The organism is Bordetella genomosp. 13, assembly GCF_002119665.1.
Lineage (GTDB): Bacteria > Pseudomonadota > Gammaproteobacteria > Burkholderiales > Burkholderiaceae_B > Bordetella.
The window spans coordinates 1,738,339-1,750,319 of record NZ_CP021111.1; the positions used below are offsets into that span (position 1 = coordinate 1,738,339).

Annotated in this window: 13 protein-coding genes; 12 read left to right on the plus strand and 1 reads right to left on the minus strand. The window is 68.6% G+C overall.

Annotated elements, in window-relative coordinates; translation table 11 throughout:
* Positions 1-104: 104 nt before the first annotated feature.
* The 6 genes from fliD to CAL15_RS07795 are packed head-to-tail and all read left to right on the plus strand — an operon-like array spanning position 105 to position 4,390.
* Positions 105-1,502 (plus strand): flagellar filament capping protein FliD, encoded by a 1,398-nt coding sequence (gene fliD, locus CAL15_RS07770; protein ID WP_086078051.1) that lies wholly within the window; start codon positions 105-107, stop codon positions 1,500-1,502.
* Between the two features lie 12 nt (positions 1,503-1,514).
* Positions 1,515-1,943 carry a flagellar export chaperone FliS gene (fliS, locus tag CAL15_RS07775; RefSeq protein ID WP_086078052.1) on the plus strand — a complete coding sequence of 143 codons (429 nt, stop codon included), beginning with the start codon at positions 1,515-1,517 and terminating at the stop codon, positions 1,941-1,943.
* Between the two features lie 49 nt (positions 1,944-1,992).
* On the plus strand, positions 1,993-2,343 hold the full coding sequence (locus tag CAL15_RS07780) for a flagellar protein FliT (protein WP_086078053.1): 351 nt from the start codon (positions 1,993-1,995) through the stop codon (positions 2,341-2,343).
* Positions 2,340-3,674, plus strand: a complete 1,335-nt coding sequence (locus CAL15_RS07785) for a flagellar hook-length control protein FliK (RefSeq protein WP_086078054.1) — start codon at positions 2,340-2,342, stop codon at positions 3,672-3,674. Before CAL15_RS07780 ends, CAL15_RS07785 begins: the two co-directional genes overlap by 4 nt.
* Positions 3,671-3,991, plus strand: coding sequence for an EscU/YscU/HrcU family type III secretion system export apparatus switch protein (locus CAL15_RS07790; protein WP_086078055.1), 321 nt, complete (start codon positions 3,671-3,673; stop codon positions 3,989-3,991). The genes CAL15_RS07785 and CAL15_RS07790 overlap by 4 nt, the downstream gene beginning before the upstream one ends.
* Before the next feature lie 12 nt (positions 3,992-4,003).
* Entirely contained in the window at positions 4,004-4,390 is a 387-nt protein-coding gene (locus tag CAL15_RS07795) for a hypothetical protein (RefSeq protein ID WP_157666624.1), read from the plus strand.
* A 43-nt stretch (positions 4,391-4,433) separates the two neighbouring features.
* Here the strand turns inward: CAL15_RS07795 and fliE are convergent, their stop codons facing one another.
* A complete protein-coding gene (fliE, locus tag CAL15_RS07800; RefSeq protein ID WP_086078057.1) occupies positions 4,434-4,766 on the minus strand; it encodes a flagellar hook-basal body complex protein FliE in 333 nt (110 codons plus the stop codon).
* A 331-nt stretch (positions 4,767-5,097) separates the two neighbouring features.
* On the opposite strand from fliE, the gene fliF reads away from it, so the two are divergent.
* The 6 genes from fliF to CAL15_RS07830 are packed head-to-tail and all read left to right on the plus strand — an operon-like array spanning position 5,098 to position 11,853.
* Positions 5,098-6,783, plus strand: a complete 1,686-nt coding sequence (gene fliF / locus CAL15_RS07805) for a flagellar basal-body MS-ring/collar protein FliF (RefSeq protein ID WP_086078058.1) — start codon at positions 5,098-5,100, stop codon at positions 6,781-6,783.
* The gene (gene fliG, locus CAL15_RS07810; protein WP_086078059.1) at positions 6,773-7,783 is read left to right on the plus strand and encodes a flagellar motor switch protein FliG; all 1,011 of its coding nucleotides are present in this window, start codon (positions 6,773-6,775) and stop codon (positions 7,781-7,783) included. The genes fliF and fliG overlap by 11 nt, the downstream gene beginning before the upstream one ends.
* The gene (gene fliH, locus CAL15_RS07815) at positions 7,776-8,525 is read left to right on the plus strand and encodes a flagellar assembly protein FliH (protein ID WP_086078060.1); all 750 of its coding nucleotides are present in this window, start codon (positions 7,776-7,778) and stop codon (positions 8,523-8,525) included. Before fliG ends, fliH begins: the two co-directional genes overlap by 8 nt.
* Before the next feature lie 8 nt (positions 8,526-8,533).
* On the plus strand, positions 8,534-10,000 hold the full coding sequence (gene fliI / locus CAL15_RS07820) for a flagellar protein export ATPase FliI (protein WP_232468156.1): 1,467 nt from the start codon (positions 8,534-8,536) through the stop codon (positions 9,998-10,000).
* The gene (gene fliJ, locus CAL15_RS07825) at positions 9,993-10,439 is read left to right on the plus strand and encodes a flagellar export protein FliJ (RefSeq protein WP_086078062.1); all 447 of its coding nucleotides are present in this window, start codon (positions 9,993-9,995) and stop codon (positions 10,437-10,439) included. Before fliI ends, fliJ begins: the two co-directional genes overlap by 8 nt.
* Before the next feature lie 16 nt (positions 10,440-10,455).
* The gene (locus CAL15_RS07830; protein ID WP_232468157.1) at positions 10,456-11,853 is read left to right on the plus strand and encodes a flagellar hook-length control protein FliK; all 1,398 of its coding nucleotides are present in this window, start codon (positions 10,456-10,458) and stop codon (positions 11,851-11,853) included.
* The last annotated feature ends 128 nt before the right edge of the window (positions 11,854-11,981 follow it).

Below are 11,981 nucleotides of genomic sequence, written 5' to 3' on the forward strand. Positions count from 1 at the left end.
GTGCACTTATCTAGAGTTTTTTGAATTAGCCCAACGTTGTGCCGTTGCCCGGTCAATAGGTTGGATACTTTTTTCGACAGAATCTACGCTAGTAAGGAGTTTTCATGGCCACCATCACCTCCCTGGGCGCCGGCACGTCGCTTGACCTGGAGACCATCCTCAAGGGATTGCAGGATGCGAACCAAACGACTCTGGACGGGATCACTGCTCGCCAGAAGAGCTATGAGGTAAAGATCTCGTCGTTCAGCCAGCTGCAAAGCAGCGTCCAGTCGGTGCTGGATGCCTCCAACGCGCTGGCCGACAGCAAGACCCTCAATGCGGTGAAGAGCTCCGTCACCGGTAAGGGCGTTTCGCTCACGACGCAGGCAGGAGCGGCGCCGGGCCAGTACTCCGTTACCGTGGACAGGCTGGCCAAGAGCCAGCGCCTGCAATCCGCCGCGGTCGACCGCACCGAGAACCACGGCAGCGGCGGCACCATCGAGATCGAACTGCGCAACGGCGACAAATCCACCATCACGCTCGAGGAAAACACCTCGCTTGAGGAAGTTGCCAAGGCCATCAATGCGAGCGACGAGGCCGGGGTGTACGCCACCGTCATTAACAACGGCAGCGGCGGCTCACATTTGATGCTGACCTCCAAGCAGACCGGAGTCGACAACGCCGTCACCAAGATCACGGTCACCGGCAACGATGGCGACCTGGACCAGATCCTCAGCTACGACGCGGCGACCACCGGCGGCGGCCTGACCCAGACGCAGGAGGCGAACGATGCCGAGCTGACCATCAACGGCATCGACGTCACGAGCAGCGGCAACAGCATTTCCGACGTCATCGACGGCGTCACGATCAACCTGGCCGCCGACGTCGAGGAAGGCAGCACCGTCACGATCGACATCACGCACGATGCCGCCGCCCTGTCGGGCGCCGTCACCAAGTTCGTCAATGCGTACAACTCGCTGCAGACGACGATCTACAACCTGACGAAGTTCGACGTCGAAGCCGAAACGCAAAGCGCGCTGACCGGCGACAGCACGGCGCGCGGCATCCAGACCAGCCTGGCCGCCGCCCTGCAGGTGGTGTCCGACGAAGGCACGGTGCGCACGCTGGCACAGCTCGGCATCACGATCAACCCCGAGAAGGTTGGCGGCGCGGGCGGCACGCTGAGCATCGACCAGACCAAGCTGGACGAAGCCCTGAAGGAAAATCCCGGCGACGTGGCGCGCCTGCTGGCCGGGCCGAACGGCCTGAGCGCGTCGATCAAGAAGGCCACCGACTCCATGCTGGGCGCCGAAGGCTCTATCGCCACTCGTCAGGACGGCCTGCGCAACACGGTGGATTCGCTGCAGGAACAGCATGACAATACCGAGGCCCGCCTCGAAGGCGAACTGGACATCATGCGCGCCCAGTTCGTCAACCTGAGCGTCCTCGTCGCTCAGATGGAAAGCACCAGCAGCTACCTGACCCAACAGTTCGCGAATATGTCGTCGTCGCAGAACAGATAACCCGCTCGTGATATGACTTACGCCTCGCGTCGCCCTACCGGCTCCTATTCAGTCCGCTCCTATACCGACATCGGCCTGGAAACCCAGGTATTGAGCGCCGGACCGGAACGCCTGATCACACTGCTGTTCAGCGGCGCGAGGACCGCCATCGCCCAGGCCCGCATCCACATGGAAGCGGGCCGCACGGCCGATCGCGGCGCCGCCATCGGCAAGGCGGTGCGCATCGTCGACGAGGGACTCAAGCTCAGTCTCAACCTCGAAGCTGGCGGCGAGGTGGCAGAAAACCTCGCTCGCCTATACGACTACATCATCCGTACGCTGCTGACCGCAAACCTTAAGTCCGACGTCGAGCAACTCGACCTCGCCGATCGGCTGCTGGCGGATCTGGCCGAAGCCTGGCAACAATCGGTTGACGTCCAACCTTCCGCCAATCCGGCCTGATCCTGGTTGACCTGTTTTCTTGCCAGCCCGTCTCGACCGCGAGAATTCTATGCCGTCCCTTATGCAGCACGCTCCCATTCTCGATCTATATCTGGATATCGCGAATATCACCGGCGCAATGCTGATCGCCGCGCAGTCGGATGACTGGGACAGGGTCATGACCTACGGTCAGCAGTATTGCGAGGCCGTCGAGCGGCTGCGCGAGCTGGAACCCCAGCAATCCCTCGACGAGGCCGGGCGCGCGCTCAAGTACGACCTGCTCGTGCGCATCCTCGAGAACGACGCGGCGGTGCGCGACCTGGCCCTGCCGCAACTGGCCCGCCTGGGCAACCTGCTGGGCCGCATGAAGCGCCAGCAGTCGCTGCTTGCCACGTACCGGGGTAGAGCGGCGGGCGCATGAGTATCGGCCCACCCGCGCTAGGCAACATCCTGGTCCAGCGGCTCGATGCCGTTCTCGGGACCACGATGGCCGCGCACGCCAACGCCGTCACCGGCGCGCGCCCCGACGCGGTCACGCAGCCCGGCGAAGGCGCTCGGCCCGACGGGTCGGAGCACGCCACGCGAGGCCCGCGCCAGGGCGTCAACGTCGTCGAAGGCGGCGCGGGCGGCCGGCAGAATGCCATCGCCGACGCCAAGACCGCCGCCGCGCTGGCCCTGGCCGCACGAGGCCTGGTCACGCGCACCGACCTCACGGCATCGGCGCCCACTACCCTCGGTTCCACGGCACGCACCATTCTTGCCGTGCTGGCCCAGTTTCCCGAAAAGGCTCCGCCGGTGCCCGGCCGTGCGCCGCTGTGGACGCCTGCCGGCGGACAGGCGGATCCCGCGGCGGCGCCCAGTGCCCGCCCCGCTGGCGGCCAGGCCGGCGCGCCTGTCACACAGGGATCGGCCGCGACCGCGTCCGCGGCCGACCCTGAGCTGGCGCCAACGGGCGCGCAGTCCAGGCCCGCGGCCGACGCCGCCCAAGCCGGGACGCCTCGTGCCGCCAACGCACCGACTCCCGCCGCCCAGGCCCTGCAGGTCGTGGCGCCGCGCGCCGACGCCCCGCACCCCGCCACGCTGGCGCTGGCCTTGCGCGTGGCGTTGCAACAGAGCGGCCTGTTCTACGAATCGCACCTGACGCAGATGGTCTATGGCCAGCGCACGCCGCAGCAACTGGCCGAAGAACCGCAGGCCGCGCTGCGCCTGCCGGCGGGCCAGCCTGACAACGCACCCAGTACCGCGCGCCAGGCCGCCGACACCCCCGCCCCTGCACGCGAGGCGTCGCAGTCCGCGGCCGGTTCCGCAAGCGGCAGCGGCAGCGCCTCGCCGTCGGGCGCATCGTCGGGCCAGGGCCAACCGCTGGCGGGCATCCACCCCGAAGCCATGCAGCTGGTGCGCCAGCAGCTCGACGTGCTGGCCAATCAGTCGCTCACTTGGCAGGGCCAGGCGTGGCCGGGCACCGAGATGGAATGGGAAGTCGAGCGCGACCGCACCGCCGGTTCGCCCGAGCCCGAGGAAGGCCACTGGGCCACCCGCATCAAGCTCGACCTGCCGCGCCTGGGGCTGGTCGAGGCGCGCATCAATCTGGCCGGCAACCAGGTGGTGATGCATCTCGTCGCGCCGCGCAGCGCCGCCGAGCTCGGCCGCAACGGCGACGGCCTGCGCCAGGGCCTCACCTCGGCGGGTCTCACGCTCAGCCAGTTGAACGTGGACGTTGCGCCGCCCTCGCCCTTCGTGTTCGAGCCATGAACGAACCGTCGACGTCTCCCGACCCCGATCGCCGCGCCGCCGTCGCCATCTCGTACGACGAGCGCCAGGAAGCGCCTCGCGTGGTGGCCAAGGGCTATGGCAAGGTGGCCGACACGATCGTGCGCTCCGCACGGGAACATGGCCTGTACGTGCACGAGTCCACCGAACTCGTCGGCCTGCTCATGCAGGTCGACCTGGATTCGCAGATCCCTCCACAGCTGTATGTGGCCGTGGCTGAACTGCTGGCCTGGCTGTACCGTCTCGAGGCGCGGGATACGCCGGCCATGCCGGCGCCCGCCGCGCAGCCGCACGCCTGAGAAAGGCCGATCGTGCAAGCTTCCGTCGAACCGCCCGAGCACGAGGGATGGCTGCTGCGCACCACCGACATCCGCAGCGCCCTCAATTCACTGACGCATCCGGCCAGCCTGGTGCAGGCGCGCGACAGCGTCGGCATGCAGTGGATCGTGAAAGTGCTTGGGCTGGATTCGCGGTCGCGCCTGTTCTTCTGGCGGCCGGACAGCGGCATGGCGCGGCAGGCGGACGGCCTGGCCGACAGGCTGGCATCGGCGCCGCTGGACTTCACGGCCACGGCCTACGACGGCAGCTGGCTGCAGTTCCAGGCGGGGCAGCCCGCCCTGGTGCGATTCGACGACGGCAGCCTGCTGATGGTGTCGCCCTTCCCCGCGCGCTTGCGGCACGAGTTCAATCCGGGCTGATGCGGCGCCTCGGCAGCAAGCCGGGGCTGGGCGCCGCGCGACCTTACATGGCCATCGACGAGATTTCGCGGTATGCCGCGACCAGGCGGTTGCGGACCTGCACCGCAGTCTGGAAGCCGATGCTTGCCTTCTGCAGGTCGATCATGACGTCGTTGAGCGCGACGTCGGGCGCGCCGAGCTCGAACGCCTTGGCCTGGGCCGTGGCGGCCTGCTGGGCCGCGGAAACGCGCTTGAGCGAGCGCTCGAGTTCAGCCGCGAAACCGGTCGGCGCGGGCGCCAGCTCGGCCGGGCTGGCCACGCCATTCTGCGCGGCGTGCACCACGGCGCGCATCTGTTGCAACATGCTCTCGATGCCGGACAGGCCTTGAACCGCCATGAAAATACCTCGAACGTCAATCGGGACAATGGCGGCCAGAGTACCCCGCGCGCGTGTGCGCCATAACGCTTAAAAGACGGCAAAAACCCCGCCAGTTCGCTCGCGCCGCAAGCCTGGCCGCCCCGCGGCGGCGCCAGCTGCGCAAGCAGGCGGCAACGCGGCTGACATAGGGGACAAATAACGCCAAAAAACGGTTGTTTTCATCGATTGGCTTTGCCGTACGGCCCGCCATAATCCACGCTCCCCGACCTAAAGCACGTTGCATGCGTAACCTGCCGTCCTCGACCATGTCGCTAGAATCTCTGCTCCGCGTTGCTTGCGGGAGCCGCCGATGAATCAACAGGCTGCCTTCGGCGCTTCGCTTCTGGCACGTTTTCCGGTACTCGAGAAAGTACGGACGATGCCCAAACCTCTGCTGATCGGCGTGGCCGCGGCCCTGGTGGCGCTCATCGCCGTCGCGGCCCTGTGGAGCCGCGAGCCCGACTACAAGGTTCTCTTCTCCAATCTCGAAGACCGCGATGGCGGCGCCATCGTGGCCGCGCTGGGCACCATGAACGTGCCCTATCGCTACAACGACACGGGCACCGCCATCCTCGTGCCGGCCGAGCGGGTCTACGACGCGCGCATGCAGCTGGCCGCCCAGGGACTGCCGCGCGGCGGCGCGGTCGGCTTCGAGCTGATGGACAACGCCCGCTTCGGCGCCAGCCAGTTCACCGAGCAGATCAACTATCAACGCGGCCTGGAAGGCGAACTGGCCCGCTCGGTCGAGGCCATGAACGGCGTGCAGAAGGCGCGCGTGCACCTGGCCATGCCGCGCCAGTCGCTCTTCGTGCGCGAACGCCAGGCGCCCACGGCTTCGGTGCTGCTCAACCTGTATCCGGGCCGCAGCCTCAGCGACGCGCAGGTCTCGTCCATCACGTGGCTGGTCGCCTCCAGCGTTCCCGAGCTGACCGCCGACAACGTGTCCATCGTCGACCAGAACGGCCGCCTGCTTTCCGCGCCGCAGGGCGAAGGCCGCGGCATGGACGCCGATCAATTGCGCTTCGTGCGCGAGATCGAGCAGCGTACTGTCGAACGCATCCTCACCATCCTGAATCCGCTGGTCGGTCCGGGCAACGTGCACGCCCAGGCCACCGCCGACGTCGACTTCGCGCGCCGCGAAGAAACGTCCGAGGTCTACCGCCCCAACCAGGAGCCCGGCCAGGCGGCCGTGCGCAGCCAGCAGAACAGCGAATCGCGCCAGACCGGCGTGGATCCCGCGCGCGGCGTGCCGGGCGCGCTCAGCAACCAGGTGCCCGCGCCCACGCAGGCGCCCCTGGTCAATCCGCAGTTGCCGCCCAATCAGCAGCCCGGCCAGCCAGGCCAGCAAGGGCAACAGCCGCAGCAAGCACAACAGGGCCAGAACACCGGCACCGCCCAGGCCGCGGCCGTCTCGTCCAGCGACCGCCGCGACACCACGACCAACTACGAAGTCGACCGCACCATCAGCCACATCAAGCAGCCGGTCGGCATGCTCAAGCGCATGTCGGTGGCGGTGGTGGTCAATCACCTGCCCGGCAAGGAAGGCGGCGACCCGCAGGCCCTGCCGCCCGAAGAGCTCAACAAGCTGACCGACCTGGTCCGCGAGGCCATGGGCTATTCCGAGGCGCGCGGCGACTCGCTGAACGTCGTCAACAGCCAGTTCAACGACGTCGAGCCGACCGTGCCGCTGTGGCGCGATCCCGAACTGGTCTCGCTGACCAAGACCATCGTCGGCTGGCTGCTGTTCGCGGTGATCCTGCTGTGGCTGTATCGCACGATCAAGCCGATGGCCATGGATCACTTCTTCCCGCAGGTCGATCCCGAGATCGCCGAGAACGAGCGCAAGGAGGCCGAGCGCGAAGCCCAGGCCGTCGCCCGCGCCCGCGAAATCGACCGCTACGAAGAAAACCTCGAGCGCGCGCGCGCTATGGCCACCAAAGACCCGCGCGCCGTCGCGATGGTGCTGCGCACCTGGATGAGCAAAAATGACGATTGACGCCAAACCCATGGACGGCCTGAACCGCAGCGCCGTACTGCTGATGTCGCTGGGCGAGGACGCCGCGGCCGAAGTCTTCCGCTACCTCACGGCGCGTGAAGTGCAGCAGGTCGGCGCCGCGATGGCCACGCTCAAGCAGGTCACCCGCCGCGACGTCGGCGTGGTGCTCGAAGAGTTCCGCCAGGAAGCCGACCAGTTCACCGCCGTCACGCTGGGCTCGGACGACTACATCCGCACCGTGCTGACCAAGGCCCTGGGCAGCGATCGCGCCGCGGGCCTCATCGAGGACATCCTCGAGGCCGGCGAAGGAGGCAGTGGCATCGACGCCCTGAACTGGCTCGATCCCAACACCGTGGCCGAACTCATCGGCAACGAGCACCCGCAGATCATCGCCACCATCCTCGTCCACCTCGAGCGCGACCGCGCGGCCGGCGTGCTGGCCCTGCTCACCGACCGCCTGCGCAACGACGTGATGCTGCGCATCGCCACCTTCGGCGGCGTGCAGCCCGCGGCGCTGTCCGAACTGACCGACGTGCTGAATTCCATGCTGTCCGGCCAGAGCGCCAAGCGCAGCAAGATGGGCGGCGTGCGCACCGCGGCCGAGATCCTGAACATGATGAACTCGACGCAGGAAGAGGCCGTGGTCAACAGCCTGCGCGAGCGCGACGCCGACCTGGCGCAGAAGATCATCGACGAGATGTTCGTGTTCGAGAACCTGCTCGACGTCGAAGACCGCGGCATTCAGCTCATCCTCAAGGAAATCGACAACGACATGCTCATGGTCGCGCTCAAGGGCGCGCCCGAAGACCTGCGCAACAAGTTCCTGCGCAACATGTCCAGCCGCGCCGCCGAGATGCTGCGCGAAGACCTCGAAGCCCAGGGGCCGGTCCGCATGTCGAAGGTCGAGAGCGAGCAGAAGAAGATCCTGCAGATCGCCCGCCGCCTGGCCGAGAGCGGCCAGATCGTCCTGGGCAGCCAAGGGGACGACGCCTATGTCTGACCACGGTTCCGTCGAATCGCAGCTGTCGCGCCGCGCCGCCTGGCGGCGCTGGCAGATGGTGTCGTTCGACGAGCCCGAGGTCGAAGACCTGCCGGCGGAACCCGAGCCCGCGCCCGATCCCGGTCCCGACCCGGAAGAGGTTCGCCAGGCGCTGCGCGAGCAGGCGCGCACCGAAGGCCGCTTGCAAGGCCTTACCGAAGGCCACCAGCAAGGCCTGGCCGAAGGCCGCGAACAGGGCCACGCCGAAGGCCTGAAGGCCGGCCGCGAGGCTGGCTATGCCGAGGGCCTGGCGCAGGCGCGCGAACATGGCCGCCAGGAAGCCGAACATCTCAACGCCCTCGCCTCCAGCCTCGCGACCTCGCTGCGCGCGCTCGAAGAGCAGTTGGGCCAGAGTCTGATCACGCTGGCCCTGGACATTGCCGGCCAGGTGGTGCGCGAGCGGCTCGACCAGCATCCCGAGGCCATGGTGGCCGCGGTGCGCGAAGTGCTGCACATCAACCCGACGCCGCCGCAGGGCGCGCTGCGCCTGTGGGTGCATCCCGAAGACCTCGAACTGGTGCGCCTGCACCTGGCCGACGAGCTGAAGGAAGGCAACTGGCGCGTGCTGGCCGACGAATCGATCACGCGCGGCGGATGCCGCGCCGAGACGCCCTACGGCGACATCGACGCGACGCTGCAGACGCGGTGGCGCCGCGTGGCCGCTTCGCTGGGCCGCAGCGCCTCGTGGGACGAACAGGCATGAATCCGGTCATGCAACCGCACGCCGATCCGGCCGCGGCGCCGGTGCCGCTCACCGAGCGCTGGAAGACGCAGCTGCAGATCGGCTCGATCCGCACCGTCTCCACCGAACCCTGGCTGGTCACCGGGCGCATCACGCGCGCCACCGGGCTGGTCCTGCACGCCACCGGCCTGCGCCTGCCCGTGGGCGCCGCCTGCCGCATCGAGATCGCGCGCGGCCATGATTACTGGGCCGACGCCGAAGTCGTCGGTTTCGATGGACACACCCTGTACCTGATGCCGCAGGCCGACATCTCGGGCTTGCCGCCGGGCGCGCGCGTCATGCCCAGCGAGCCCGCGCTGCAACGCCCCGTGCCCCTGCCCCGCAAGGCAGAACTCAACGGCAACGCCAAGCCCCAGATCGGCCGCCACCTTCCGGTGGGCAACGCCATGCTGGGCCGCGTGGTCGATGGCGCCGGACGGCCGCTGGACGGCCTGGGTCCGCTGACCGGGGCCGAGCAGGCGCCGCTGACCGCGCTGCCCATCAACCCCCTGTCGCGCGCTCCGATCGATACGGTACTGGACGTGGGCGTGCGCGCCATCAACGGCCTGCTCACTGTCGGCCGCGGCCAGCGCATGGGCCTGTTCGCGGGTTCCGGCGTCGGCAAGAGCGTGCTGCTGGGCATGATGGCGCGCTACACGCGCGCCGACATCATCGTGGTGGGCCTGATCGGCGAACGGGGCCGCGAAGTGAAGGAATTCATCGAGCACAACCTCGGGCCCGAAGGCCTGGCGCGCTCGGTGGTGGTGGCCGCCCCGGCCGACGTATCTCCGTTGCTGCGCCTGCAGGGCGCCAGCTATGCCACCCGCCTGGCCGAGCATTTCCGCGACCAGGGCCTGGACGTGCTGCTGATCATGGACTCGCTGACCCGCTACGCGATGGCGCAGCGCGAGATCGCGCTGGCGATCGGCGAGCCGCCGGCCACCAAGGGCTATCCGCCGTCGGTGTTCGCGCGGCTGCCGGCACTGGTCGAGCGTACCGGCATGGGCGCGCCCGGTCCCAACGGCAAGGCCGGATCCATCACCGCCTTCTATACCGTGCTCGCCGAGGGCGACGACCAGCAGGATCCCATCGCCGACGCCGCGCGCGCCATTCTCGACGGCCACATCGTACTGTCGCGCCATCTGGCCGAAGCCGGGCACTATCCCGCCATCGACATCGAGGCGTCGATCTCGCGCGCCATGACCTCGCTGATCACGCCGCAGCAGTTCGCGCTGGTGCGGCGCTTCAAGCAGACGTTCTCGCGTTACCAGCGCAATCGCGACCTCATCGCGGTGGGCGCCTACGCGGCCGGCAACGACCACCAGCTGGACGACGCCATCGCGCGCTATCCGCGCCTGGAAGCCTATTTGCAGCAGGACATTTCCGACAACATCGACTATCCGACCGCGATCGATCAGTTGCGCGGCTCGTTCGAGATCAAGGAAACCTATGCCTAGCCAATTGCCCCTGGACATGTTGATCGGTCTGGCCAAGGAAAGCACCGACGAGGCGGCCCGCGTGCTGGGCCGGCTGAACGCCGAGCGCACCCAGGCCGAGCGCCAGCTGACCATGCTGTACGACTACCGGCAGGACTATCTGCAGCGCCTGCAGCAGGCCATGCAGACGGGCATGTCGGCCGCCGACTGCCATAACTACCAGCGCTTCATCTCCACGCTGGACGACGCCATCGGCCAGCAGACCAATGTGTTGCGCGTGGCCGACGACCACCTGGCGCGCGGCCGCCAGCACTGGCAGCAGGAGCAGCGCAAGCTGAACTCGTTCGACGCCCTGTCGCAGCGCCAGGTGCGCGCCGAGCAGGTCGCGGAGAACCGCCGCGAGCAGCGCGCCAGCGACGAATATTCGGCCCGCCTGATGCGCGGCCAGGCCATCTACTGATAAGCAGCATCCCATCATGCCGACTCCCGCCATGCTCCCTGTCCTGCCGCAGATCGCCGCCACTTCGCCTTCGTCCGCCCCCGCCAAGCCGGCCGCCGGCGAAGACAAGGGTCCGTCGTTCTCGAAGGTGCTGGACGATCAGAAGAACGCCCCGCGCCACGACGCGCCCGCCAAGTCGGCGCAAGGAAAGCCGGCCGACGCCAAGCCCGAGCAGACCGAGCAGCCTGCCCAGCCCGGCAAGTCCGCCGAAGCGGACCCGCCCGCTGACGACGCCGTCGGTTCCGAGAACGGCAGCGCCGCGGACACCGCCGCCGCCGACGCGGCGCCCGACGCCCAGGTCGTCGCCATGGTGCAGGCGCCGGTCGCGGCGCCCACCCTGCCCCTGCAGGCGCTCGAAATCGCCGCGCAGTCGGCAGCCCTGCAAAGCCAGTCGGCCGCCAAGCTGGCCGCGCAGCAGACCGGCGTGGCGGCATCGCCGGCAGCCGCCGCGACCGCCGCGGTGGCGCAACAGCCATCGTCGCAAGTGCGTGGCACGCCCCAGCCTGCCGCGGCGCTGCCCGGCCAGGCCGCCGTTGCCGCGGCCGTCCCGCAGGCGGCCCCGTTGCCGCAGCACACTGTCGTGGCTGCCGCCATGCCCGTTGCCGCGGAACAGGTCCAGAACGGCCAGCCCGTCACGCTGCCGCGTCACCTGACCATCGCCACGGCGCGCGACCCGCGCGCGGCCGCGGCTCATGCCGCGCAGGCCGGCCAGCAAACGTCCGCTCAAGCCTCTCTCGAGGCGCCCCTCCAGGCGGCCGCCATGCCCGAAGCCACGCCCGAGCTGCCCGATTTCGGCGCGCAGCTGGCGGACTCGGGCAAGAACGGCGACGCCCCGGCGCAGTTCACGTTGGGCGCCCTGACGGCCAGCGTGCGCGGCCCCGGCGCGCAAACGCCCGTTCCGGCCGAACTGCGCCCCGCGGCGCCGATGCCGCTGCTGGAGGTTTCCAGCCCCGTGGGTTCCGCGCAATGGGGACGCGATCTGGGCCGGCAACTGGTCCTGTTGGGCGGTGACGCCCAACGAGGCCACCACACCGCCGAACTGCGCCTGGATCCCCCCGATCTCGGCCCGCTGCGCGTCACGCTCAGCCTTTCCGACGGCGTGGCCAGCGCCAGCTTCGTGTCGTCGCATGCCGCCGTGCGCCAGGCGCTGGAATCGGCGCTGCCGCAGTTGCAGCAGGCGTTGGCCGAGGCCGGCATCTCGCTGGGCCAGGCTAACGTGGGCGAACAGGGCAACCAGTTCGCGCAGGAACAGTCCACCGGCCAGCAGGGCCGCGGCCAGTCTGCCTCCGCCGGTGACGCCCAGGGCGACCAGGTCGTGCCGCAGCCCGTGGCAGTGGTGCGCGATGCCAACGCGCTGGTCGACACCTTCGCCTGATCGGCATTGCACAGTAATAGCGTGAGATACCCCGCTTTCGTCCTGTTTTTCGCGTGCCTGGGCATGCGGACTTTGGGGCAGAATGCTCTCATTCCATCAGCATCGGTTCAGTCATAGCCGCACAACCC